Source organism: Mesorhizobium sp. RSR380A, from assembly GCF_054719385.1.
Window position 1 is genome coordinate 491,758 of sequence record NZ_JBTTIB010000001.1, and the last position, 24,361, is coordinate 516,118.

24 protein-coding genes and 1 pseudogene are annotated in these 24,361 nt (G+C 63.1%); 14 read left to right on the plus strand and 11 right to left on the minus strand.

What is annotated here, in order from left to right:
• The first annotated feature begins 18 nt into the window (after window positions 1-18).
• The 5 genes from ACYG9Z_RS02485 (at window position 19) to ACYG9Z_RS02505 (ending at window position 2,949) form a co-directional block, all read left to right on the plus strand.
• Window positions 19-615, plus strand: a complete 597-nt coding sequence (locus tag ACYG9Z_RS02485; RefSeq protein ID WP_023751570.1) for an alpha-ketoglutarate-dependent dioxygenase AlkB — start codon at window positions 19-21, stop codon at window positions 613-615.
• A 63-nt stretch (window positions 616-678) separates the two neighbouring features.
• The gene (locus ACYG9Z_RS02490) at window positions 679-1,065 is read left to right on the plus strand and encodes a hypothetical protein (protein WP_023691071.1); all 387 of its coding nucleotides are present in this window, start codon (window positions 679-681) and stop codon (window positions 1,063-1,065) included.
• A gap of 77 nt (window positions 1,066-1,142) precedes the next feature.
• Window positions 1,143-1,574 (plus strand): cupin domain-containing protein, encoded by a 432-nt coding sequence (locus tag ACYG9Z_RS02495; RefSeq protein ID WP_023681708.1) that lies wholly within the window; start codon window positions 1,143-1,145, stop codon window positions 1,572-1,574.
• A 95-nt stretch (window positions 1,575-1,669) separates the two neighbouring features.
• Window positions 1,670-2,443 (plus strand): copper homeostasis protein CutC, encoded by a 774-nt coding sequence (locus ACYG9Z_RS02500; RefSeq protein ID WP_023751571.1) that lies wholly within the window; start codon window positions 1,670-1,672, stop codon window positions 2,441-2,443.
• Window positions 2,443-2,949: a GNAT family N-acetyltransferase gene (locus tag ACYG9Z_RS02505; protein ID WP_023751572.1), complete on the plus strand. Its 507-nt coding sequence runs from the start codon at window positions 2,443-2,445 to the stop codon at window positions 2,947-2,949. Before ACYG9Z_RS02500 ends, ACYG9Z_RS02505 begins: the two co-directional genes overlap by 1 nt.
• Before the next feature lie 66 nt (window positions 2,950-3,015).
• Here the strand turns inward: ACYG9Z_RS02505 and ACYG9Z_RS02510 are convergent, their stop codons facing one another.
• The 4 genes from ACYG9Z_RS02510 to ACYG9Z_RS02525 all read right to left on the minus strand — a co-directional run bounded on the left by ACYG9Z_RS02510 (window position 3,016) and on the right by ACYG9Z_RS02525 (window position 8,198).
• A complete protein-coding gene (locus tag ACYG9Z_RS02510) occupies window positions 3,016-4,038 on the minus strand; it encodes an acyltransferase family protein (protein ID WP_023751573.1) in 1,023 nt (340 codons plus the stop codon).
• A gap of 287 nt (window positions 4,039-4,325) precedes the next feature.
• Window positions 4,326-5,123: an FAD binding domain-containing protein gene (locus ACYG9Z_RS02515; protein ID WP_023751574.1), complete on the minus strand. Its 798-nt coding sequence runs from the start codon at window positions 5,121-5,123 to the stop codon at window positions 4,326-4,328.
• Window positions 5,124-5,228: 105 nt separating this feature from the next.
• Window positions 5,229-7,574: a xanthine dehydrogenase family protein molybdopterin-binding subunit gene (locus ACYG9Z_RS02520; RefSeq protein WP_023714394.1), complete on the minus strand. Its 2,346-nt coding sequence runs from the start codon at window positions 7,572-7,574 to the stop codon at window positions 5,229-5,231.
• A 123-nt stretch (window positions 7,575-7,697) separates the two neighbouring features.
• Window positions 7,698-8,198: a (2Fe-2S)-binding protein gene (locus ACYG9Z_RS02525; protein ID WP_023681712.1), complete on the minus strand. Its 501-nt coding sequence runs from the start codon at window positions 8,196-8,198 to the stop codon at window positions 7,698-7,700.
• Between the two features lie 342 nt (window positions 8,199-8,540).
• On the opposite strand from ACYG9Z_RS02525, the gene ACYG9Z_RS02530 reads away from it, so the two are divergent.
• From ACYG9Z_RS02530 to ACYG9Z_RS02540, 3 genes are all read left to right on the plus strand, one after another.
• Window positions 8,541-9,632, plus strand: coding sequence for an FIST signal transduction protein (locus ACYG9Z_RS02530; protein ID WP_031214137.1), 1,092 nt, complete (start codon window positions 8,541-8,543; stop codon window positions 9,630-9,632).
• A 3-nt stretch (window positions 9,633-9,635) separates the two neighbouring features.
• Window positions 9,636-10,979 carry a hybrid sensor histidine kinase/response regulator gene (locus ACYG9Z_RS02535; RefSeq protein WP_023681715.1) on the plus strand — a complete coding sequence of 448 codons (1,344 nt, stop codon included), beginning with the start codon at window positions 9,636-9,638 and terminating at the stop codon, window positions 10,977-10,979.
• Window positions 10,980-11,124: 145 nt separating this feature from the next.
• Window positions 11,125-11,433, plus strand: a complete 309-nt coding sequence (locus ACYG9Z_RS02540) for an Imm8 family immunity protein (protein WP_198020708.1) — start codon at window positions 11,125-11,127, stop codon at window positions 11,431-11,433.
• A gap of 64 nt (window positions 11,434-11,497) precedes the next feature.
• Here ACYG9Z_RS02540 and ACYG9Z_RS02545 read toward each other — a convergent pair whose 3' ends face one another.
• Window positions 11,498-12,181 (minus strand): response regulator, encoded by a 684-nt coding sequence (locus tag ACYG9Z_RS02545; protein ID WP_023681717.1) that lies wholly within the window; start codon window positions 12,179-12,181, stop codon window positions 11,498-11,500.
• A 209-nt stretch (window positions 12,182-12,390) separates the two neighbouring features.
• Here ACYG9Z_RS02545 and ACYG9Z_RS02550 point away from each other — a divergent pair, with 209 nt between their 5' ends.
• Genes ACYG9Z_RS02550 through ACYG9Z_RS02560 form a run of 3 tightly spaced genes read left to right on the plus strand, consistent with a single transcriptional unit; the run spans window position 12,391 to window position 14,827 of the window.
• Window positions 12,391-13,098 (plus strand): fumarylacetoacetate hydrolase family protein, encoded by a 708-nt coding sequence (locus tag ACYG9Z_RS02550; RefSeq protein WP_023751577.1) that lies wholly within the window; start codon window positions 12,391-12,393, stop codon window positions 13,096-13,098.
• 4 nt (window positions 13,099-13,102) lie between these two features.
• Complete coding sequence (gene maiA, locus ACYG9Z_RS02555) at window positions 13,103-13,753, plus strand: maleylacetoacetate isomerase (protein ID WP_352499600.1); 651 nt, start codon at window positions 13,103-13,105, stop codon at window positions 13,751-13,753.
• 33 nt (window positions 13,754-13,786) lie between these two features.
• Window positions 13,787-14,827 carry a zinc-dependent alcohol dehydrogenase family protein gene (locus tag ACYG9Z_RS02560; RefSeq protein WP_023751579.1) on the plus strand — a complete coding sequence of 347 codons (1,041 nt, stop codon included), beginning with the start codon at window positions 13,787-13,789 and terminating at the stop codon, window positions 14,825-14,827.
• 498 nt (window positions 14,828-15,325) lie between these two features.
• Here the strand turns inward: ACYG9Z_RS02560 and ACYG9Z_RS02565 are convergent, their stop codons facing one another.
• The gene (locus ACYG9Z_RS02565; RefSeq protein WP_023751580.1) at window positions 15,326-16,189 is read right to left on the minus strand and encodes a DMT family transporter; all 864 of its coding nucleotides are present in this window, start codon (window positions 16,187-16,189) and stop codon (window positions 15,326-15,328) included.
• Window positions 16,190-16,295: 106 nt separating this feature from the next.
• On the opposite strand from ACYG9Z_RS02565, the gene ACYG9Z_RS02570 reads away from it, so the two are divergent.
• Window positions 16,296-17,714 (plus strand): aminotransferase-like domain-containing protein, encoded by a 1,419-nt coding sequence (locus ACYG9Z_RS02570; protein ID WP_023750179.1) that lies wholly within the window; start codon window positions 16,296-16,298, stop codon window positions 17,712-17,714.
• A gap of 4 nt (window positions 17,715-17,718) precedes the next feature.
• Here ACYG9Z_RS02570 and ACYG9Z_RS02575 read toward each other — a convergent pair whose 3' ends face one another.
• Window positions 17,719-18,612, minus strand: coding sequence for a LysR family transcriptional regulator (locus tag ACYG9Z_RS02575; RefSeq protein WP_023751582.1), 894 nt, complete (start codon window positions 18,610-18,612; stop codon window positions 17,719-17,721).
• A gap of 121 nt (window positions 18,613-18,733) precedes the next feature.
• Between ACYG9Z_RS02575 and ACYG9Z_RS02580 the strand changes: the two are divergent.
• Window positions 18,734-20,207, plus strand: a pseudogene (locus tag ACYG9Z_RS02580) (MFS transporter).
• A 15-nt stretch (window positions 20,208-20,222) separates the two neighbouring features.
• Here ACYG9Z_RS02580 and ACYG9Z_RS02585 read toward each other — a convergent pair.
• From ACYG9Z_RS02585 to ACYG9Z_RS02595, 3 genes are all read right to left on the minus strand, one after another.
• Window positions 20,223-20,720, minus strand: coding sequence for a MaoC family dehydratase (locus ACYG9Z_RS02585; RefSeq protein ID WP_023681725.1), 498 nt, complete (start codon window positions 20,718-20,720; stop codon window positions 20,223-20,225).
• A 160-nt stretch (window positions 20,721-20,880) separates the two neighbouring features.
• Complete coding sequence (locus tag ACYG9Z_RS02590) at window positions 20,881-21,303, minus strand: phasin family protein (RefSeq protein WP_023672638.1); 423 nt, start codon at window positions 21,301-21,303, stop codon at window positions 20,881-20,883.
• A gap of 107 nt (window positions 21,304-21,410) precedes the next feature.
• A complete protein-coding gene (locus ACYG9Z_RS02595) occupies window positions 21,411-22,706 on the minus strand; it encodes a DUF445 domain-containing protein (protein WP_023714385.1) in 1,296 nt (431 codons plus the stop codon).
• Between the two features lie 294 nt (window positions 22,707-23,000).
• On the opposite strand from ACYG9Z_RS02595, the gene rirA reads away from it, so the two are divergent.
• Window positions 23,001-23,462 carry an iron-responsive transcriptional regulator RirA gene (gene rirA / locus ACYG9Z_RS02600; RefSeq protein ID WP_023672640.1) on the plus strand — a complete coding sequence of 154 codons (462 nt, stop codon included), beginning with the start codon at window positions 23,001-23,003 and terminating at the stop codon, window positions 23,460-23,462.
• A 108-nt stretch (window positions 23,463-23,570) separates the two neighbouring features.
• Here the strand turns inward: rirA and ACYG9Z_RS02605 are convergent, their stop codons facing one another.
• Window positions 23,571-24,359: a heme ABC transporter ATP-binding protein gene (locus ACYG9Z_RS02605; RefSeq protein ID WP_023725641.1), complete on the minus strand. Its 789-nt coding sequence runs from the start codon at window positions 24,357-24,359 to the stop codon at window positions 23,571-23,573.
• Window positions 24,360-24,361: the final 2 nt, after the last annotated feature.

Sequence of the window (24,361 nt, forward strand, 5' to 3'; positions counted from 1 at the left end):
TTCCTATCTCTCCGTCAGATGTCACAGACGAAATCCAGCACAACAGCGTATGCCAGCCAGGGCGATCTCTTCGGCGCGGCCGACACGCTGCCGGAAGGATTTTCTTACCGGCCGGGCCTGATCACAACGGATGAAGAGGCGGCACTGGTCCGTCACCTCAATGAACTGTCCTTCAAGCCGTTCGATTTCCATGGCCATATTGCCAACCGGCAGGTGGCCGGCTTCGGCTGGCGCTACGACTACGACCGGCGCCAGGTCGTCGAAGCGCCGCCCATCCCGAAATTCCTGCTGCCGCTTCGCGACAAGGTCGCGGATTTTGCCGGCAGGCAGGCCACGGAATTCGCGCAAGTGCTCATCAACGAGTATCGGCCGGGCGCGGGCATAGGTTGGCATCGCGACAAGCCGCATTTCGATCTCGTCGCCGGCGTCTCGCTGCTGGCGCCCTGCAGCTTTCGGCTGCGCCGCAAAAACGGCTCGAAATGGGATCGCGAGACGATCGAGGTCGAACCGAGGTCCCTCTATCTCATGGACGGTCCGGCGCGCCACGAGTGGGAGCACAGCATTCCGCCGGTCGCCGGGCACCGCTATTCGATCACGCTGCGCACTCTGAAATAGCGACACTCCAAGCCACGCAGCAGCCGCTCTGGAAGGCCGAGCGCAGTTGTGCTTCGATTGCATATGAGCGTGGATCGCAGCAGAGTTTTGGTTACCCGCGTGGCGCTCTTTCTGTGGGCATGCCTGTCCTGCGTTCTGGCTCTGCAGTGGCTCGTCGACCTTGGCATGGTCGGCTTTCCCGACGGATACATAACGCCCTATGCCCGAGCAACGAGCACGCTGTTGCATGTCCTTGTCTGGGCATGCCTGGCTCAAAGTCTCTACTTCGCTTGCCGAGCCTTGTTTGGCAAACGCTTCGAGCCTGCTCCTCTCTTCCTGCAAATCCTGATCGCCGCCGCACTGACTGTCGTGCCGGCATTCATCGTAAAACACTGTCCGCGGTCTCAGGTATGCAGCAACATCTATGAAGCGCTCACGAATACGATGATGGACGACGGCACCGGCGGATGACGTTGTGTCTCCAGTAACTGACGAGAGTTAGAACTTTGGCGTCGCGCCGCGCGGTGGCGGTAAAACCTGGAGGAACCATGCGAAAGATCCTGGCATCGATGCTGCTGTTCGCGGCAGCGCTATCGGCAAACCCCGCTCGGGCGCTGGACAGTACCATCCCGCCGGTTGTCGTCACACCGCTTGCCGATCGCAGCCAGACGGCGTCCGGCCAGCCGATCGTGCTGCCGCAGAAAAATGTCCAGGTCCTGGTTTCAACCTATGACATTGCGGTCGGCGCCACTCTGCCGGTGCACAAGCACCCGTTTGCCCGCTACGCCTATGTCGAAGCCGGGACACTCAAAGTGACGAATGTCGAGACCGGCAACAGCAACACCTACAAGACGGGCGATTTCATCATCGAGATGATCGGCCAGTGGCACCAGGCCACCAACATCGGCGACGGCCCGGTCAAGCTGCTGGTCATCGACCAGGTCGAACAAGGCGCCAAGAACACGGTGCTGCGCCAGTAATTGCGGATCGGCCGGGTTGCCGGGCTGGCCCAAGCAGCGACTGGCTGTTCCGGCTTCCCCACCAACCGAGCCGATGCTAGGGCTGGCCGTCTGCAATGATGAAGGATCGCCCCTTGGCCGGAAATGCTCGCCCCCTGATCGAAATCTGCGTCGAAGGCATCGACGGATTGCTGGCAGCCCAGGCCGCCGGCGCCGACCGGGTTGAACTCTGCGCCAGCCTGGTCGAAGGCGGCATCACGCCCAGCCTCGGCACGGTGCGCGCCGCACTCGAGAGCGCGACCATTCCGTTCCACGTCATCGTGCGCCCGCGCGGCGGCGATTTCCTCTACAGCGAGGCCGAATATCGCTCGATGCTGGCTGATGTCGCGGCACTGCGCGACCTCGGCGTCGCCGGCGTCGTCGTCGGTTGCCTCAATGCCGACGGCACCATCGACGAAACCCGCATGGGCGCTTTGGCCGAGGCGGCCGGCCCGCTCGCCGTCACCTGCCACCGCGCCTTCGACATGACCCGCGATCCGGCCGAGGCGTTGGAAGCGCTGATCCGCTGCAAGGTCGGCCGCGTGCTGACCAGCGGCCAGAGGGACACCGCGGTGGAAGGCGCCGGCCTGTTGGCGGATCTCGTCCGCCAGGCCGACGGCCGCATCATCATCCTCGGCTGCGGCGCGCTGGGCCCCGAAAACATCGCCGGGGTGCTGGCATCAACCGGGCTGACGGAAATGCATTTCGCCGCGCTCAAGGATGTACCGAGCGCCATGGCCTACCGCAACCCTGATGTCGGCATGGGCGGCGGCGATCTGGACCGCGAATACCGCACCACAGTCACCGATGGGGCGCTGGTTGCCGCGACGATTGCGGCGGCCAGAGCATGATGAGCGAAGCCGTGACTGGGCCGTCGCCGATCAGCCGTGTCTCGCCTCAGGACGAAGCCGCCATCCTCGCACTCAACAACGAGCACGCCGCCGAACTGTCATGGCTCGAGCCCGAACGGCTGTCCTTCCTGCTTGGCGAAGCGTTTTACGTCAGGCGCATCGGCGCGCTCGAAGCCTTCATCATGACCTTCGACCAGGATGCGCGCTACGACAGCCCGAATTTCCTCTGGTTCCGCGAGCGCTATCCACGCTTCGTCTATGTCGACCGCGTCGTCGTCGCGGCGCAAGCGCGCGGCCACGGCCACGCCCGCCGGCTCTACGAGGATCTGTTCGGGGAAGTGGCCCGCGCGGGCCACAGCATCGTCACCTGCGAGGTGAATGCCGAACCGCCCAATCCGGCTTCGGACGCCTTCCATGCCGCGCTTGGCTTTGCGCAAGTCGGGGAAGCGGCGATCCATGGCGGCCAGAAGACCGTGCGCTACTACCTCAGGCAGATTGCGGGCTGACGCATCGCTGGCTGATGATCGGCAAGCAGGTCGCCACGGCAGCATAAGATTAGGAGTCCGTAGCCCTCACCAATTCCGGTTCAGCCAGGCCCGCGCGGGCTTCTCGACCAGATAGTAGCTGCATAATGCACAGGCGAAGACAGCCGCCAGCATCGGGATCGGCGCACTGCCCTGCTCGGCGACGAATTTGTAGAAGGGCTGTTGCCAGAGATAGAGCGAGTACGACCACAGCCCGATCATCACCATCGGCCTGGATGAAAGCAGGCCGGTCAGGTGCCGGCTGCTGGTGTCCAGCGTATTGACGGCAAGCGCCAGCAACGGCACCGCCAGTAGGTAATGGATCGGCGTCGGCACCGGATCGAGGAACAGCAATATAGCCGCCGCCGCCGACACGAGGCTGACATAGGGGCTCTTCAGGAATGCCGGCACCCGGTCATCGTGCTTGAGCAGGCAGATCGATGCCGACAGCAGGATCGAGGCGATATGCACATCGGTGCGCCAATAGCTGTGCTCGTAATCCATGCCGAGCACCCAGTACGAAATGGCGCCATTGGCCATCGCCAGCAGCGACAGCGTCACCAGCAGCCGAACGACATTACCCCGCCCGGTCACCACCACGCTGATGAGCGCCAGGATGATGTAGGCATGCTCTTCCACGCACAGCGACCAGATGTGGTCGAGCGCGCCGGCGCGGGTGATGAGAATTCCGGCATAGTTGTAGGTGAATGTCAGCGCCGTCAGCGCCGCCTTCCATTTGAAGCCGATAAAGGTGCCGGAGAGCCCGATCATGGCTGATGTCACGAACACCAGCAGCGCGGGATAGATGCGCGAAAAGCGGCGCTTGAAGAATTTTTTCAGCGGAAAGCGTTCGATGAACAGTATCTCGCCCATCAGCCGGCCTGAGAGCACGAAGAAGAACTCGACGCCGAGCACGCCGAGATTGATCCCGGGAACGGGGAAGAAATGGCCGATCAGCACCAGTGCGATCGAAAGCCCGCGCCAGCCATCGAGATAGGCCAGTCTTGCTCTGGCGGCTTTGTCGGCTGTGGCCCGCGGCAGGGCAACAGACGCTGCGGAGATGTCGGCCATGCCGATCCTCTACGACGCAAGATCTTGGCGCAGCTCACACCGCCGCGCGCAGAATCCACCCCGTGTTCCGCCAAGCTATACATATTGCAGTGCAATATCAGATTGTGCAAGTGCGAGAATGGGGCTGGGCAGTCCCTTGGGAAGTATGCGCCTGTTCTTGCACGGGAATTACCTGAAACAACGGATTTGCGCGTGGCAGCGAACTCGCAAGGACTGGGCAGTTACAGCTCGCCGCAGACGAACAAAGGGGCCGCGATGGCCCCTTTCCTTGTCAGTAGTTGATGATGTCAGGCGTTGGCTGCCGCCACGGCGCGCTTGGCCATCACGGCGATCAAATTGGCGCGGTATTCGGCCGAAGCGTGGAGGTCGGTCATCAAATTCTTCGCCGGCACTTTCACGCCGTCGAGCGCCGATGCGGCAAAGTTCTTCGCCAGTGCGGCTTCGATCTCCTTCGAGCGGAACACACCGTCATCGCCGGCGCCGGTAACGGCAACGCTGACCCCGTCCTTGCCCTTGGCCACGAACACGCCGACAATCGCATAGCGCGAGGCCGGGTTGCGGAATTTTTCGTAAGCAGCCTTGGCCGGCGCGGTAAAACTCACCGCCGTGATGATCTCGCCTTCTTTCAGCGCCGTCTCGAACAGGCCGGTGAAGAATTTCGCGGCTGAAATCTCGCGCTTGTTGGTGACGATGGTGGCGCCCAGCGCCAAGAGCGCCGCCGGATAATCGGCGGCTGGGTCGTTGTTGGCGACCGAGCCGCCGATCGTGCCCTTGTGGCGCACCGCCGGATCGCCAATCAGCGACGCCAGATGCGCAAGCGCCGGACAGGCCTTTCTCAGTCTCTCGTCATTGGCGACGTCGTAATGGGTGGTGGCAGCGCCGATGGTGACGGTCCTGCCCGACACCTTGACGCCTTGCAGCTCCTTGATCCGCGACAGGTCGATCAGGTCGGAGGGTGCGGCGAGCCGCGTCTTCATCGCCGGGATCAGCGTCATGCCGCCTGACAAAAGCCTGGCGTCGCCGCTCTTCACCAGCTTGGCGGCGTCGGCGACCGAGGCGGCGCGGTGGTAGTTGACTGCGTACATGGGATCCTCCCCTGAAGTGGTTAGGCAGTAGTGAGTAGGGAGTAGGGAATAAGGACGCTGTCATCTCCGGTAGTGCCCATTCCCTACTCACTACTCCCTACTCACTCATTTCTTCGCCCTAATCGCCGCCCACACCGTCGACGGCGAGGCCGGCATGGCGATGTCCACAATCCCCAAAGCGTCGGTGATGGCGTTGATGACCGCTGGCGGCGAGCCGATGGCGCCGGCTTCGCCACAACCCTTGATGCCGAGCGGATTGCTCGGACACGGCGTGTTCGAGGTCGACACCTTGAATGACGGCAGGTCGTCCGCGCGCGGCATGGTGTAGTCCATGTAGCTCGCCGTCAAAAGCTGCCCGCTATCGTCATAGTGAGCGCCTTCCAGCAGCGCCTGGCCGATGCCCTGGGCGATGCCGCCATGCACCTGGCCCTCGACGATCATCGGGTTGATGATGTTGCCGAAATCGTCCGCGGCGACGAACTGGACGATCTCGGTCGTGCCGGTTTCCGGATCGATCTCGACCTCGCAGATGTAGCAGCCGGCTGGGAAAGTGAAGTTCGCCGGATCGTAGAAGGCGGTTTCCTTCAGTCCCGGCTCCATGCCTGCCGGCAGATTGTGGGCGGTGTAGGCGGCAAGCGCCACCTGGAACCAGGGCAGGCTCTTGTCGGTGCCGGCAACCTTGACCTCGCCATTCTCGATGACGATGTCGCCCTCGTCGGCCTCGAGCAGATGGGCGGCGATTTTCTTGGCCTTGGCCTCGACCTTGTCGAGCGCCTTGGCAATTGCCGACATGCCGACCGCACCCGAGCGCGAGCCGTAGGTGCCCATACCCATCTGCACCTTGTCGGTATCTCCATGGACGATCGAGACCGAGTCCAGTGGCACGCCAAAACGCTGGTTGACGAGTTGCGCGAAGGTCGTCTCATGGCCCTGGCCATGGCTGTGCGAGCCGGTCAGCACCTCGATCGTGCCGACGGCATTGACCCGCACTTCGGCCGATTCCCACAGACCGACGCCGGCGCCGAGCGAACCGACCGCCGCCGACGGCGCGATGCCGCAGGCCTCGATATAGCAGCTCATGCCGATGCCGCGCAGTCTGCCCTGGCTGGCGGCCGCCGCTTTGCGCTTGGCAAAGCCGGCATAGTCGGACGCCTGTGTCGCCGCATCGAGCGAAGCGCCGTAATCGCCGGCGTCATAATTCATGATGACCGGCGTCTGGTGCGGAAACTCGGTGATGAAATTGATGCGCCGCAACTCCGCCGGCGAGACCCCAAGTTCACGCGCGGCCGTCTCCATTGTCCGTTCGAGCAGATACGTGGCTTCTGGCCGCCCTGCCCCGCGATAGGCGTCGACGGGTGCCGTGTTGGTGTAGACGGTGCGCACATTGGCGTGGATCGTCGGGATGTTGTACTGGCCCGACAGCAGCGTCGCGTAGAGATAGGTCGGCACGCAAGACGAGAACAGCGACATGTAGGCGCCGAGATTGGCGATGGTGTCTACCTTGAAGCCGGTGATCTTGTTGTTCTTGTCGAACGCCATTTCGACCGTCGAGACATGGTCGCGGCCATGCGCGTCGGTGAGAAAGCTTTCGGTACGGTCGGCAACCCATTTGACCGGCACGCCGGTCTTCTTCGACGCCCAAAGGCAGACGATCTCTTCGGGATAGATGTAGATCTTCGAGCCGAAGCCGCCGCCGACATCGGGCGCAATGACGCGCAGCTTGTTTTCCGGAGCGACATTGTAGAAGGCGCTCATCACTAGCCGCGCGACATGCGGGTTCTGCGACGTCGTCCAGCAGGTAAAATGGTCCTCGGCCTTGTCGTAATGGCCAAGGGCCGCGCGCGGCTCCATGGCGTTGGGAACCAGCCGGTTGTTGACGATCTTCATGCGGGTGACATGGGCCGCCGCCTGGATCGCTGCGTCGGTCGCCTTGGCGTCGCCGATCTCCCAGTCGAAGATCAGATTGTCCTCGGCATCGGCATGGACCTGCGGCGCACCTTTTTGCAGCGCCTTGGTGGCATCGACCACCGCCTTCAATTCCTTGTAGGTGATCTCGACCGCTTCGGCCGCGTCGCGGGCCTGGCCCTTGGTTTCCGCCACCACGATGACGACCGCATCGCCGACATAGCGCACCTTGTCGACCGCCAGCGGCGACCACGCGCCCATCTTCATCGGCGAGCCGTCCTTGGAATGGATCATCCAGCCGCAGATCAGGTTGCCGATGCCGTCGGCCTTGAGCTCCTTGCCGGTCAAGACGCCGATGACGCCGGGCATCGCCTGCGCTCGTCTGACGTCGATCTTCCTGATCTGAGCATGCGCGTGCGGGCTGCGCACGAAAGCGGCATGCTTCATGCCGGGAACCACCATGTCGTCGACATAGCGGCCGGCGCCGGTGATGAAGCGTTTGTCTTCCTTGCGCACGACCCGAGCGCCGATACCTTCAATGCCCATAGGAATTCCTCCGGAATAGCGAATAGTGAGTGGCGAATAGTGATTAGTGAGTAGGGAATTGTGCTCGGAGCGGTTCGGCTAAACCGACTACTCGCTACTCCCTATTCGCTACTCGCTTCTTTCTTACGCTGCCTGTTTCGCCCTGCCCTTCGGCACCTTCGCCATAGTCTGCGATGCGGCGAGGATCGCCTTGACGATGTTGTGGTAGCCGGTGCAGCGGCAGATGTTGCCTTCGAGCTCGGCGCGCACCGTCGCCTCGTCAAGGCCTTCGGGATGGCGCGCGATCATGTCGGTCGCCGTCATGATCATGCCCGGCGTGCAGAAGCCGCATTGCAGCCCATGATGTTCCTTGAACGCGGCCTGCATCGGATGCAGGTCGCCGCCATTGGCAAGCCCTTCGATCGTCACCACGGTCGACCCGGAGGCCTGCACGGCCAGCATCGAACAGGACTTCACCGCCTTGCCGTCGACATGCACGACGCAGGCGCCGCATTGAGAGGTGTCACAACCGACATGCGTTCCGGTGAGACCAAGATTTTCGCGCAGGAAATGAACCAGAAGCGTTCGGTCCTCGGCAGCGCCGCTGATCCGTTTTCCGTTCACGACAAACGAAACGTCCGACATGCATCCTCCCTGAGTATCGACCTTGGTAGTCATGCTGCCGATGCGGCTTTGGCGCTCGGCCATGCGCTATTGGTACACTGCAAAAAGCGCAAAAAACACACGGCGCTCATTGTACTTTCGGTCATGGAGAAAACGAAAATCATGGGCCTGTCCGCCCCATTGCCAAAGAGCGAATAGGGGGCAACAATGCCCTCGACGCCAACGCGCCGAGAGACATAAAACGGGCGCGCGCAGGAAGCGTCGGAGGATATCGGGAGGAAGCCTCTGGCCAGTTCACGGACGAGCTATGCATCCGGTCTGTCGGCGCTCACCACCGACGAGCCCGACGCCGATGCATTCGCCCTGGCGGTCGCCGTCGAGGCCGCAGCCATCGATGCCGGCTTTGCCCTGCTGTTCTTCTCCCAGAGCCTGTTTGACGCGAGCGTCCTTTCGCAAGGGCTGAAGACCCACGCGCCGACGCTGGCCTACGCCGCCTGCTCGACCGCCGGCGAGATCACCCCCCAGGGCCTGGAGGAAGGCCATGTGCTGGCGCTGCTCTTTCCCTCCGCGTCGTTTTCGGCGGTCAGCACCATGGTCGACAATCTCTCCTCGTCGGGAATGGACAGGATCACTGATGAAGTCGAGGGCTTGCGGCGGTTGCTGCGCGGACGCACCGGCAGTTGCCATGCCAAAAGCACCTTCGCGCTCTGCTTCATCGACGGCCTGTCCTTTGCCGAGGAAGCTGTAACCTCGGCCATCCATTGGGGGCTGGACGACATCCCGCTGATCGGCGGTTCGGCGGGCGACGATTTGAAATTCGAAACCACCAGGCTGATTTCGAACGGCAAGGTTGCGTCCGACAGCGCCATCATTGTGCTGATCGCCACCGAGATCCCGTTCCATGTCTTCAAGACCGACAATTTCATCCCAACCGACGAGAAGCTGGTGGTGACGGCATCCGATCCGGACCACCGCACCGTGCGCGAATTCAACGCCACCAACGCGGCTGAGGAATATGCAGCCTCGGTCGGCATCGTTGCGCAGAACCTGACGCCGATGAGCTTCGCCTCGCACCCGGTGGTGGTGAAAGTGGGCGGCGAATATTACTGCCGCTCGATCCAGAAGATGCATGCCGACGGTTCCCTGTCTTTCTTTTGCGCCATAGACGACGGCGTCGTGCTGTCCATCGCCCAGCCCAAGGACATGGTGGAATCCACGCGCGCCGCACTGCGCGACGTCGAGCAACGGCTCGGCGGCATCGACATGATCCTCGGCTTCGATTGCGTGCTGCGCCGGCTCGACGCCCGCAACCGCCAGGTGTTCCGCGACATTTCGGAGCTCTACCGGGTCAACAATGTCATCGGCTTCGGCACCTATGGCGAACAGTACCGTTCGATGCATCTGAACCAAACCTTCACCGGCATCGCCTTCGGCGAACGCCAGGCGGCGGAATAGCGCATGCCGCTCAGGGACATCAACGACGTCGACAGGCTGAAGAAGATCAACGCCGCTCTGGTCAGCCGCGTCGAGCGCTCGATGGACCAGCAGGGCAACGCCTTCTCGCTGTTCCAGACCGCAATTTCACTGGAAAACCGCGTGCGCATGCGCACCGAGGAACTACACTCGACCTTGCGCCGGCTGGAACAGTCGAACATCGACCTCAGCGCCGCCAAGGAAAACGCCGAGCTGGCAAACCTGTCCAAGACCAGGTTCCTGGCCGCCGCCAGCCATGACGTGCTGCAGCCGCTGAACGCCGCCCACCTCTCGGTCTCGGCACTGGCCGAAGTGCAGACCAGCGACGAGGGCAAGAAACTCGTCCGTCAGGTCGAGCGCTCGCTGGAGACGATGGAAGACCTGTTGCGCACGCTGCTCGACATTTCCAAGCTCGACGCCGGCGTGGTCCAGCCCGACATTGGCGACGTCAATCTGGAGACGCTGTTTTCCTCGCTGCGATCGGATTTCCTGCCCGTGGCCGAGATGAAGGGGCTGGCGCTGAAGTTCCGCCCGGTCAGCGCCGTGGTGCGTTCGGACCGCACGCTCTTGCGCCGCATCCTGCAAAACATCCTGTCCAATGCGCTGCGCTATACCCCTTCGGGCGGCGTGCTTGTCGGCACAAGGCATCGCGGCGATAGCATCCGCATCGATGTCGCCGACACCGGCTGCGGCATTCCCGACGACCAGCGCGAGGCGGTGTTCGAGGAGTTCCATCGCGGCTCCGCCATTCCAGCCGACACCGGAATCTCCGGCGGCGGGCTGGGCCTGGGCCTTGCCATCGTGCGGCGCATGGCCGCCGCGCTCGGTCATCCCGTGACGTTCTCCTCGAGGGTTGGGCGCGGCACCATCTTCCACATCGACGTGCCGGTCGGCATCGGCGCCAGCGCCGACGCCATCGCCAGCCTTGCCGAAATGGAGCGGCCGCGCGGCTACGGCCTGTTCGGCACCAAGGTGCTGCTGGTCGAAAACGACGCCGACGTGCTGCAGGCGATGACTTTCCTGCTCGAGCGCTGGCAGTGCCTGGTGCGCGCCGCGACCTCGACCGAGGCTGCGCTCAGCCTGCTTGGCGACACCGACTGGGTGCCCGACATCGTCATTGCCGACCAGCATCTCGACGACGGCGACCTCGGCACCGCCACCATCGCCGAAGTCCGCGATTATCTCGGCCGCGCCGTGCCGGCGCTGATCGTCACCGCCGACGGATCGGAGGCCGTCGCCAAAGCCGCCCGCGCCGCCGGCATCGAACTGATGCGCAAGCCGCTGAAACCGGCGCAGCTAAGGGCGCTGCTGGCGCATTTGCTGGCTTAGAACCAACTGTGCAAATCGGAAAATCTGGACGCCGAGGCAGCTGGCGAAGGAGAAAGTGCACAGTCACCATAGCTCAAGTGCAGGTAGCTCAATGATAGTGATAAGACATATTTATAGCAGGGACCTTTTGGTTGAAGGAAAAATCTTGGACCTTTGGGATTTGCCAAGCCAGTCCAACATTCATGTGAACATTCGGGTAACTATCGGCTTTGAGGAGAACAATTTTGAGGAGGTTTTTGATTCTGCAATTATCACCGGAAGTCTAGTCAAAGAACTAATCGACGACTCTGCCATCGCGCCGTATGGCGGAAAGGTCTTTAAATACAAGGAATTCGAACCCGTTTCTATAAAATCGGATATCTATCGAAAGATATTTAGCTGCGACAGAATTGATTTTCGAGATAGTATCTCTGAGCTTTCAAAGATCATGGAATGGGATTTCGAAGGGATGTAAACTATCCCTCTGGTGTAAGAGTTTCGAATTACGGTGCGAACTACGGTGATTTTCTAGGCGCCCCTCAAAACCCCGCCTGATCCCGAAACAGCTCCGCATTGTCCAGCTTCGACACCTCGATCACCGCTTGCGTGCGGCTGTAGACGTTGAGCTTGCGCAGGATCTCCGAGACATGCGCCTTGACCGTGGTCTCGCCGACCTGCAGCTCATAGGCGATCTGCTTGTTGAGCAGGCCCTGGCGCAGCATCTGCAGCACGCGCAACTGCTGCGGCGTCAGTTTCGCCAGCCGCTGCACCATGTCGGCGCGGTCGGTGCTGTCGGCGTCCGGCGGCTGGCCTTCGTAGTTTTCCGGCACATAGATCGCGCCCTCCATCACCGAACGGATGGCGGCGGCGAGATCGCTCTTGCGCGCCGATTTCGGGATAAAGCCGGCCGCGCCATAGGACAGCGCCTCGGAGATGATCTTCGGCTCCTCATAACCCGACACGACGACCACCGGCAGCCGCGGATGGCGGGTCCTGAGCTGCAGCAGCCCGTCGAAACCATGGACATCGGGCATGTTGAGATCGAGCAGCGCCAGATCGAACGGTTTTATCCCACCCAGAAGATCGAGTGCCTCGGCGATCGAGCGCGCCTCCACCGTGTCGACTTCCGGATAGGCCATCTGCACGGCGCTGTGCAGCGCCTCGCGAAACAGCGGATGGTCGTCGATGATCAGAAACCGGGCGCGATCGTTGATTGCGGTCATGGTGTTCGTTTCAGTTCTCCGTGGGCACGATACTCCCGCTGGTATGGCCAGCTTATTGGCAAATAGTCTATCGCCATCTTAACCCCCGGAGGCGAAGCCGACTTTATCCGACAATCAAGGCGCAGCCGATGCTTTTGCTGGCGCTGACGCCTTGCCCGGCCGTCCAAATCGGTCGAATGTGCCGGCAACAACCCAGGCAGAGACCCCGCATGACAGACTTCGTCCTTCCCTTGCCCGCAACACCATCGGTCGCCATAGAAGGCTCTGCCGAGCGCTTTGCGGTGCGCCGCATCTTCTGCGTCGGCCGCAACTACGCCGCGCACGCCCGCGAACTCGGCAATGACGAACGCGACCCGCCCTTCTTCTTCACCAAGCCGGCCGATGCGGTGGTCGATAGCGGCACCACGGTCCCCTACCCGCCTTTGACCAAAAACCTGCACCATGAGATCGAGCTGGTGGCGGCGATCGGCAAGGCCGGCTTCCGCATCCCCCGCGCTGAAGCCCTCGAGCATGTCTGGGGCTACGGCGTCGGCATCGACCTCACCCGCCGCGACCTGCAGGACGAAGCCAAGAAAGCAGCGCGGCCCTGGGATTGGTCCAAGGCCTTCGACCGCTCGGCACCCTGCGGTCCGCTGGTGCCGGCCGCCAAATCCGGCCATCCGCAAAAGGGCCGCATTTGGCTCGCCGTCGACGGCGCGGTGAAGCAGGAGGGCGACCTCGCCGAACTGATCTGGCCGATCGCCGATATCGTTTCGATCTGCAGCAGTGCGGTTGTACTACAACCGGGCGACCTGATCTTCACCGGCACGCCGGCGGGCGTCGGCGCGGTCGCGTCGGGACAGACGATGACCGGCGGCGTCGACGGCATCGGCACCATCGAGATCACCGTCGGCCAAGATTCCACCGACAAGCCGTGACCCGATGAGCGACCTCGTCCTCCACAACTACTACCGCTCCTCCACCTCCTACCGCGTGCGCATCGCGCTCGAGATGAAGGGGCTAAGCTACGATTACGTGCCGCATCATCTGCGTCATGGCGACCATCTGGAGCCGGCTTACCGCGCGGTCAATCCGCAAGCGCTGGTACCGGCGCTGATCCTGGGCGACGGCACGCTGTTGACGCAGTCGCTGGCGATCATCGAATATCTCGACGAGACCCATCCCGAACCGCCGCTGTTGCCGAAGGACGCGCTCGGCCGGGCGCGTGTGCGAATGCTGGCGCAGATGATCGCCTGCGACATCCACCCGGTGAACAATCTGCGGGTGCTGACCTCGCTGCGCACTTTGTTCGGCGCCGGCGACCAGGATGTCATCCACTGGTTTCGCCACTGGGTGAACGAAGGGTTCCAGCCGCTTGAAAAGATTCTGGCTTCATCGGATGAGACCGGCACATTTTGCCATGGCGACGCACCGGGTCTCGCCGACATCTGCCTGGTCGCCCAGATCGCCAGCAACGCCCGCTTCGGCGTCGACCTGACACCCTACCCCGAGATCTCGCGCATCCACGCCGCCTGCATGGCGCTGCCGGCCTTTCAGAAGGCAGCACCGGAGAATCAGATAGATGCGGAATAGAAGCGCACTGGCGCAGAGCATGAGGACCACCCGATGAAAGCCGTCGTCTTCGAGAAATTCGGCCAAGCGCCGACGATCCAGACCGTGCCGGATCCGAAGCCGGCCGCCGATGGCGTCGTCATCAAGGTCGAGGCGACGGGGCTGTGCCGCAGCGACTGGCATGGCTGGATGGGCCATGATGACGGCATCACCCTGCCGCATGTTCCCGGTCACGAACTGGCCGGCATTGTCGTAGCCGTCGGCAAGCGGGTAACCCGCTGGAAGGCCGGCGAACGCGTCACCGTGCCGTTCTGCGTCGGCTGCGGCCGCTGTTTCGAATGCACCTCCGGCAACCACCAGGTCTGCGAGCATCAAACGCAGCCAGGCTTCACCGCCTGGGGCTCGTTTGCCGAATATGTCGCCATCGAACATGCCGACACCAACCTCGTGCGGCTGCCCGAGGAGATGGAATTCGCCACCGCCGCCAGCCTCGGCTGCCGCTTCGTCACCTCGTTTCGCGCCATTGTCGACCAGGGCCGGGTGACGCCGGGCGAATGGGTGGCGGTGCATGGCTGCGGCGGCGTCGGCCTGTCGGCGATCATGATCGCCAGTTCCATGGGCGCCAATGTCATTGCCATCGACCTTACCGACGAGAAGCTGGAGTTCGCCAAAAAGATCGGCGCCGTGGCGACCATCAATGCCTCGAACACGCCGAATGTCGTCAAGGCGGTCAAGCAGATCACCAATGGCGGCGCACACATGTCGATGGACGCGCTCGGCCACCCCACGACGTCGTTCAACTCGATTTCCAATCTGCGCCGGCGTGGCCGCCATGTGCAGGTTGGCCTGATGCTGGGCGAGCATGCCCGGCCACAGGTGCCGATGGACAAGGTGATTGCCTTCGAGCTCGAAATCCTCGGCAGCCACGGCATGCAGGCCCATCGCTACCCCGCAATGATGGAAATGATCCGCACCGGCAAGCTGAAGCCCGATCTGCTGGTCGGCAGAAAGATCAGCCTCGACGAGGCGCCAGCCGCCCTGATGGCGATGGGCGGGTTCGAGGGGATTGGCATCGGGGTTGTGACGAAATTCTGACAGCGATTCGATAGAAATTGCAGAACAGTCCATGCAACCAAGACGCCAGTAGAATCGCTCGACAAGGTTGCGCTAGTCCGTCAGAATCGACCCCAAGCGATCATCGGATTGAACCTGGCTGGACCAGCCACACACAGGACTATACTGTCGCTATGGCCTATTGGGTAAAGCGTATTGCACTAAAGGATGGCGAAGTAGTCACGGAACGTGAGCTTCGCGCAGACGAAAACCGATTTGCTGGAACGGCTCCGGTGGTTGGTGACTTGATTGAGGTCGAATGTCGCGGCCGCAGGTTTATGGCTGAGGTGGTATGGGGAAATTGGCCCGGCCGCGTTCATCCACACGATACAGTTGTACCGCTTCGGGTTTTCGAGGTTGGCCTTGATCCGGCAACCCCGCTCCGCTTTCCGACTCGTGGCCCAACCTGATCGCGGAGTGACTGCTTCCACCAAGTTCTGTCATTTCACATTAATGAGACCGCGGCCGAATCAGCCAATCCTACCGCGCAAACCTCTTTGCCCCGACCACGCAGGCGACCACACCCAGCGTGACAACCACCATCAGCGGGCTGACCTGCTCGTGCAGAAGCGTCGCTGCCAGCGCCAGGCCGAAAAAGGGCTGCAGTAGCTGCAACTGCCCGACGGCAGCGATGCCGCCTTGGGCGAGGCCGCGGTACCAGAACACGAAGCCGATCAGCATGCTGAACAGCGAGACATAGGCGAGACCCGCCCAGGCGCCGGAGCCGACGCCGGCGAAGGACGACGGCAGCGTCGCAAAGGTCAGCACCAGCATGATCGGCAGCGAGATCGCCAGCGCCCAGCAGATCACCTGCCAGCCGCCCAGCCTGCGCGACAATGCCGCCCCCTCGGCATAGCCCAGCCCGCAGACGATGATGGCAGCCAGCATCAAGCCGTCGCCGATCGGTGATGCTGTTACGCCTTGGGAGAAGGCAAAACCGCCGACAAGCGCGCTGCCGATGCAGGAGAACAGCCAGAAGGCCGGGCGCGGACGCTCGCCACCGCGCAGCACGCCGAAGATCGCGGTGGCCAGCGGCAGCAGGCCGACGAAGATGATGGAGTGGGCGGAGGTGACGTGCTTAAGCGCCAGCGCTGTCAGCAAGGGAAAGCCGACAACCACGCCAAGCGCCACGATGACCAGCGACAGAAAATCGCTGCGCTCCGGGCGCTTCTGCCGAAAAAGCATCAGCATGGCGAGACCGAGCAGTCCGGCAATCGCGGCGCGGGCCGAGGTCAGGAATATCGGATCGAAATCGGCCACGGCCACCCGCGTTGCCGGCAGCGAGCCTGAGAAGATCAGCACGCCGACGAATCCGTTCAGCCAGCCGCTCGCGGTCTTGTCCATTCCAGGCTCCATTGCTTTCGCCCTCTATCGGGCAAGTGCCTATGGTGCAGCCAGAGACAATGCAGTACAATTCCGCAAAGCTGTAATGGCTGATTGAGCAATACAGATGACTGGTCTCGTTTTGGAAGTCGACACCGCACGCACTGTTGCCCCGACCACTCTGGTCGAAACTGTCATGGCGACCATCCGCCAGCGGATTGCCGCGCGCAGCCTGACGCCGGGCGCGCGGCTGCCTTCGATCCGCGCCTTCGCCAAAGCCATGCAGGTGTCCAAGTCGACCGTGGTCGAAGCCTATGAGCGGCTCGCTGCCGAAGGCGCGATACGCTCACGGCCGGGCTCGGGTTTCTATGCCGCCGGATCGCTGGCGCCACTGTCGCTGGCCGAGATCGGCCCGCGGCTCGACCGCGCTGTCGATCCGCTTTGGGTTTCGCGCCAGTCGCTGGAAGCCGGCGACGACATGCTGAAACCCGGCTGCGGCTGGATGCCGGCCTCATGGATGCCGCAGGCGGCCTTGCGCCGGGCGCTGCGCACCGTGGCGCGCGCAGACGATGTCGACCTAGCCGATTACGGCACGCCGCTCGGCCTGCCGCCGCTCAGGCAATTGCTCGCGCGGCGCATGGCCGGCCACGGCATCGAGGTCTCGCCCGAACAGATCATGCTGACCGAATCGGGCACGCAGGCCATCGATCTTCTGTGCCGCTTCCTGATCGAACCCGGCGATACCGTGCTGGTCGACGACCCCTGCTATTTCAATTTCCACGCGCTGCTGCGCGCCCACCGCGCCAAGGTCGTCAGCGTGCCCTACACGCCATCCGGGCCTGATATCGAGCTGTTCGCCCAGGCACTGGCCGAGCACAAGCCGCGCCTCTACATCACCAATTCCGCCATCCACAACCCGACCGGCGCGATCCTGTCGCCGGTCACCGCGCACCGGCTGCTGAAGCTCGCCGACCAGTCGGACCTGACCATCGTCGAGGACGACATCTTCGCCGATTTCGAGCACAGTCCCGCGCCCCGGCTGGCGGCGTTCGACGGCCTCAACCGCGTCGTCCATATCGGCAGCTTCTCCAAGACGCTATCGGCATCGGTTCGCTGCGGCTTCATCGCGGCACCGCGCGACTGGATCGAGCAACTCACCGACCTCAAGATTGCCACCACCTTCGGCGGCGGCCGGCTGGCGGCCGAACTGGTGCTGACGCTGCTTAGGGACGGCAGCTACCGCAAGCACATGGAATTGCTGCGCGCGCGGCTTTCCCGCGCCATGGGCGAGACGGGCGTGCGCCTGAAGGCGATCGGCATCACGCCCTGGATCGACCAACCGGCCGGCTTGTTCCTGTGGTGCAGCCTGCCCGATGGCGTGGATGCGGCCGAAATCGCCCGCCGCGCGCTGGCCGACAACATCGTGCTGGCGCCCGGCAACGCATTCAGTCTGTCGGGAACCGCCAGCCGCTTCCTGCGCTTCAACGTTGCCCAGTGCCAGGACGAGCGGATTTTCAGGGTGCTCAAGGCGGCAATGGCGCGCTGAGCGCTCAGCGGGAGGCCGCGCAGACCTCCCGAACGCAATCTCGCAGCCAGCGTTGCGCCGGATCGGCATCGAGCCGTGGATGCCAGAGCATCGAGATGGTGACCTCCACAGTGGCGACCGGCAGCGGAAAGCTGACCATGCCGGCGCGTGCGCCTTGCGTGTGCCGTTCGGGCACGCTGGCAATAAGGTCCGAAGCGCGCGCCATGGCGAGTGCAGCCGAAAAGCCGGAGACCATGCACGCCACGGTTCGCTGCAGGCCGAGCTGCGCCAAAGTCTGATCGATCGGCCCTCTTTCCCGACCCCGCCGTGAAACGCTGATGTGGCGGCCGGCCGCGTAGCGTTCAGGCGTTACCGCGCCTTCACTCAAAGGGTGGCCGGCTCGCACAGCACCGACGAAGCGGTCGCGAAACAGCGCCTGTATCAGCACTTCAGGTCCGGCCTCGCCGGTAACGCCGATTTCGAGGTCAATGTCGGCGTCGCGCAATGAGGCGACGTCCTTGTCGGCTTTCGGCGCAAAGCGCAGCCGCACGCCCGGCGCCTCGGCCTGTATGCGGGCGACAAGACCCGGCCCGAACTCCTCGACGAACCCCTCATTGCTGCGCAGCGTGAAGATCTGTTCCAGCTTCGCGAGATCGAGAGGCCTGGCAGGGCGCAGCAGCATTTCCGCTTCCTGGACAACACGGCCGGCCTGCTGCCGCAATGCCTCCGCGCGCGGCGTCGGCACAAGGCCTCGACCGGCCCGAACCAGCAGCGGGTCGCCGGTCGCTTCGCGCAGTCGCGCCAGGGTGCGGCTCATCGCCGACGGGCTGAGCCGTAGCCGGCTGGCGGCGCGCGCCACGCTGCCTTCGGCGAGCAAAACGTCGAGCGCGAACAGCAGATTGAGATCGGGCGATGCCATCGGCGGATTGTAGCACATGCCATGGCGTTTGGCGCACGAATAAGATGCAAATGCTGCGCCTTCCGCCATGACACCCCGACGACTAGATCTCGGTTGCGGGACTGACAAGGAGGAAATCGCCATGGCAACTGCCGAGCAGAACGAGTGCGCATCGGCGCCGCAGAAAACCCGGTCCGCAGGCCTGGCCCACTCTCCTGTCTTGGCATTGGCCAGCCTGTCGCTCGCCACGCTGCTGTCGTCGCTTGGAACCAGCATTGCCAGCGTCGGCCTGCCGTCGCTGATGCAGGCCTTCGGCGCGTCGTTCCAGTCGGTGCAATGGGTGGTTCTCGCCTATCTGCTGGCCATTACCGCCCTGATCGTCAGCGCCGGCCGACTGGCCGATATGGTCGGCCGCCGGCCGTTGCTGCTCGGCGGCATCGCGCTGTTCACACTGGCCTCGGTGCTCTGCGGCCTGGCGCCCACGCTCTGGCTGCTGGTCGCGGCGCGCGCCGTGCAAGGGCTGGGTGCCGCGCTGATGATGGCGCTGACGCTGGCCTTTGTCGCGGAGACTGTAGCCAAGGAACGGACCGGCAGCGCCATGGGGCTGCTCGGCGCCATGTCGGCAATCGGCACCACGCTCGGCCCCTCGCTCGGCGGCTTTCTGATTGCCGGCTTTGGCTGGCGGGCGATCTTCCTCGTCAATGTCCCGCTCGGCCTCCTGACCTTTGCCCTCGCCTCGCTGGCCCTGCCCGCCCGTGGCAAGGCTGCACAAGGCGTTCAAGGCGGGTTCGACGCGATCGGAACGGTCTTGCTGGCCCTGACGCTCGCCGCCTATGCATTGGCCATGACGCTCGGCCGCGGCCATTTCGGCGCCCTCAACATCGGCCTCCTGGTGGCCGCCGGCATCGGCGTCGTTCTGTTCGGCGTTGCGCAGACGAAGGCGAAAAGTCCCTTGATCCGGCTTGCCCGGTTGTACGACATCCGGCTCAGCGCCAGCCTCGCCACGAACCTCGTTGTCGCCACCGTGATGATGGCGGCCCTGGTGGTCGCTCCGTTCTATTTGTCGCGAGGGCTGGGGCTCAATGCTGCGATGGTCGGCGTGGTCCTGTCGACAGGTCCGCTGGTCTCCGCGCTCTCGGCGCTCGGCGCCGGCCGCCTCACCGATCGCTTCCGGCGCGCACAGGATGATGGTCGTCGGACTGTTCAGTCTTGCCGTCGGAACCTCATTGTTGTCGCTCGCCGCAACAAAACTCGGCATTGCCAGCTATATCGTGCCGATCGCCGTCACCTGCTTCGGGTACGCCCTGTTCCAGACATCCAACAATGCCGCCGTCATGAGCGGTGTCGCTGCCGGCGAGCGCGGCGTGGTGTCCGGCCTGCTCAATCTGTCGCGCAATCTCGGCCTGATCACCGGCGCATCGCTTATGGGCGCCATTTTTGCGGCTGCCTCGACGGGAGAACGGCAAAGCCAGGACATGCTGACCTCAGCGGCAGCCGCGCACGGCATGCAGGTTACCTTTCAGACGGCAACGGTCCTGGCGGTGGCTGCGCTGTTGCTGGCACTGCTCTCGACCCGCGCCGGCGGCAGGCTGTCGGTGCGGCAACAACCATCATGACCGAAGATAGGGAGCTTACGCTCCCGCCCGCTTGCGCCGCTCATAAAGCATGACCAGCGTTTCGGCGGTCAGCGCCGGCCTCTGTTCGCCCTCGATCTCGACCGTATTGGCGGCCTTCATCAGATACTGGCCCGGCCCCTTGTCCTCCACCGACAACAGCGTCGTGCGCAGCCGGATGCGTGCGCCGACCCTGACAGGCGCCAAGAACCGCACCTTGTCGAAGCCGTAATTGAAGGCGGCTTGCGTGTTTTCGGGTACGATGCCCATACCCAGCGCCAGCGCGCCGATGATCGACAGCGTCAGATAGCCATGCGCGATCGTGGTGCGAAATGGGCTCTGCCGCTTCGCCCGCTCCGGATCGACGTGGATCCACTGATGGTCGCCTGTGCATTCGGCAAACTGGTTGATGCGGTTCTGGTCGACGGTCGTCCATTCCGACACGCCGAGCTCCTGCCCGGCCATCGCCCTTAACTGCTCGAAGGTCGGCGGCGTTTTCGGCCGTAGTTCCGTCATTCCTGCTTTCCCGGTGGCTCCCAGTGCCTCGGACCACGAACGGACGGCTCCTGTCAATTCGCCCGTTGCGATTCCGTTCCGTCATTTTCCGCCAAACAGCGTCCCTCGTCCATGCTCATGCGCCGCAACCGGCCCACTCCTCTCATGGTTGCGTTGAGAGTCACTTCTTGTCATAGCCCGAGCGGATTTCCTCCATCGCTTCCTTGATGCGGCTGCGCAGGATTTCGATCGATTCGGTGCCGGATTTCTTGACCAGCTCGGCCACTTCGCCGGCATTTTTCAGGGCGGCTTCGAAGGATTTCCTGGCGAACTCCGCCTGTTTTGTCATCAGTTCCTGGGGATTGCCCGGCGCCTTGTAGCTCTGCGCCATGTCGCTGACTTCACGCAGCGTGTCCTGCAGCATCTCGCGCTGTCTGGACAACAATGAGGTCGCGCCGGCAGCTCCCGCCCGCGCCGATCTTTCCAGGGCCTCGAGGTTCTTGCGATGATGCGCGAGGATCGCCTCGACATTCGGCACCTTCAGGTCACGGCCGAACCGGCTGAACATGTCAAGGAACGAATCGGAGTCGGGTTGTTTGGCCATTGCTCGTGCTCCCCAGTGTCGCAAATGCTGAACCCTGTTCTGGACAATAGCACTCGCGCGCCGTGTGTCCATTCGGACGCCCAAGCAATTCAGCGGCAAATGCAGCATCAGCCAGCGAGAAACAGCCTCTCCGCCGTGTAGAGCACGAGACCGGCCAGGCCGCCAATAATCATGCCATTGAAGCGGATATATTGCAGGTCCCTGCCGATGTTCATCTCGATCAGCCTCGTCAGCTGGGCAAGGTCCCAGCGCTTGACCTGATCGGCGATGAACGTCGACACACCGCTCTTCTGGCTCTCGACGAATGACGACAGCGCCACGACAAAGCCCTGGTTCATGTCGGCCCTGATCTGCGGATCGCCCGAGAGATGGCGGCCGACCTCGACGAACATGTTGGCGAGATGCGCGCGAACAATCGAATTCTCCGCCTTGGCGTCCTGTTCGATGAACAGGCTGAGGCTCTGCCACATGTCGCCGGCGAGCGACTTCACTTCCGGCCGCGCCAGGAAATCGCGTTTCAGCTTCTCGGCCCGTTTGGCGTATTGCTTCGAGGTTCTGAGCCGCTCGATGAAGCTGTGCGCGAAACGGTCGAATTCGGCGCGCATCGGATGGTCGGGGTCGGCGCGCACCTCGTCAAGCAGCGAACCGGCGGAAGCGACTATCTTCTTCAGCAGATAGGCGTCGGCTCTGAACAGGTTGAACAGCGACGGCAATTCCTCGCGGATTTTCTCGCGCATGGTCGCCAGCGCCTCTTCATCGTTCAGGAACCGGCCGATCACCCTGGTGAATTCGTCGAAGAGTTTCTGGTGGCGGCGGTCGTCGGTCAGTGCCGACAGCAATTCGGCCGCGAGCGGCGCCAGCGGCACCTTGTCGATCTGCTCCAGCATGCGGCTGGTGACGAAGCCGCGCAGGCCGGATTGCTCGATCGCCGCAAGCGTCTGCGGGACCAGCCGTACGACGAAGCGCGACAGGCCGGCAGAGCGTTCGGCGTCAGTCAGCCAGTCGGCGACCAGTGCTGCAAAATCGACCTCGGCCAGCTTTTCCCGCACCGGCTCCGGCGCCAGAAAATTGACCTCGATGAAGCGGCCCAGATTATCGGCGATGCGGTTCTGGTTCGCTGGGATGATGGCGGTGTGCGGGATCGGCAGGCCCAGCGGCCGCTTGAACAGCGCCACCACCGCGTACCAGTCGGCCAGGCCGCCAATGGTCGCCGCCTCGGCGAAGGCCGCCACGAAGCCCAGCCACGGATACTTGGCCTCGAACGATTTGGCCACGGCAAAAACCACGACGCAAAGCACCAGCGCAGCCGTGGCGAGGAACTTTGTCCGCCGCAACGCGAAAAGCTTGGCGCCCGTCTCGGCATCAAAACCGCCAGGCGCCAGGGACGAAGCCGATTGGGACATGATACGCCGCTCCTCATCGATCTCTTGGCTATCTGGCATGGGCTATTTAGGGGGTGTTTGGGCCCGTAGCATGATCGGATGGGCCGATTTCGTCCGGGAATTGCCGGTTTCGCACGCAAAGTTGACAAGAATGTTCATCTATCATGCAATCCCAGTCTGGAATTGTTCCAAGGTATAGGCCATATTCCGATCAGGCCAGTGTGGGCGAATCCGAAACTCCGGGTGAGAAAGCCGCACCAGCACAATCTAAAATCTGGTGCAGTTCCAGCGCGCCAGCACTCGGTGAGGAATGAAATGCGGCTGACGCGCCAGACCAACTACGCCATGCGCATCCTGATGTATTGCGCCGCCAACAACGATCGCCTGAGCCGCATCCCCGAGATTGCGGCCGCCTACTCGGTGTCGGAGCTTTTCCTGTTCAAGATCCTGCAGCCGCTGGTCGAGCATGGCCTGGTCGAGACGGTGCGCGGCAGGAATGGCGGCGTGAGGATCGGCCGCCCCGCCGAGCAGATCAGCCTGTTCGACGTCGTACGGGTGACCGAAGAGAGCTTCGCCATGGCCGAGTGCTTCGAAAACGACGCCGCCGAATGCCCGCTGGTCGACAGCTGCCAGCTGAATTCGGCGCTGCGCGAGGCGCTCAACGCCTTCTTTGCCGTGCTTTCCCGCTACACGATCGCCGATATGGTGGCGGCGCGCCCGAATGTGCGTCATTTGCTCGGCATCGACATGCTGGTCCAGCGAGCACCGGCCGCCTGAGTTTTCTAGTGCATGTCGCTCAAAAGTGGCCCCGGTTTTGAGACAACGACATGCATAAAGACAAAGACCTAAAGCGCGTCGCCTGAGTCCGTTCAAACGCGACGCGCTTTAGGCGGCTGACTGCGGCAAGACAAACGGCATGTTCGCCGCCGGCAACACACCGACCCTTAGCCGACAATCGAACACCTTTTCGATCAGATCGTCGCTCAGCACCTCCTGCGGTGAACCGTCGGCGGCGAGCCGGCCGCGATGCATCACGAAAATCCGGTCGGCATACATGGCCGTCAGATTGAGGTCGTGCAGGATGGCGATCACACCGCCGCCGCGCCGGGCGAAATCGCGGGCGATGTTCATGATGATCAGCTGGTGCTTGATATCGAGGCTGGAGACCGGCTCGTCGAGATAGAGATAGCGCGGCTTGCCGTCGAGCACCGGCGCCCAGACCTGGCACAGCACGCGCGCCAGTTGCACACGCTGTTGTTCGCCGCCCGAAAGCTCCTGATAGAAGCGGCCGGCAAAGCCGTCGAGGTCGACCCGCACCAGCGCCCGCTCGGGCAGACGATCATCTTCGCCCGGCAGAACGCCGGAACGGCCGCCGATAAGGCCGAGCCTGACCACTTCGTGCACGGTGAAGGGAAAGGACAGCGTCGCGGCCTGCGGCAGCACGGCACGCACGGTCGCGGCCTCCACCGGCTTCATCGCGGAGAGGTCGCGCCCGTTGACGGCCACTGTCCCCGCAAACGCCAGATCGCCCGACAACGCCTTCAAAAACGTCGTCTTGCCCGAGCCGTTGGGTCCGACGATTGCCGCAATTTCGCCCGGCCGCGCGACGAAATCGACATTGGCAACAATGCGCTTGCCGCCGATCGCCACCGAGACATCGCGTGCTTCGATCATGC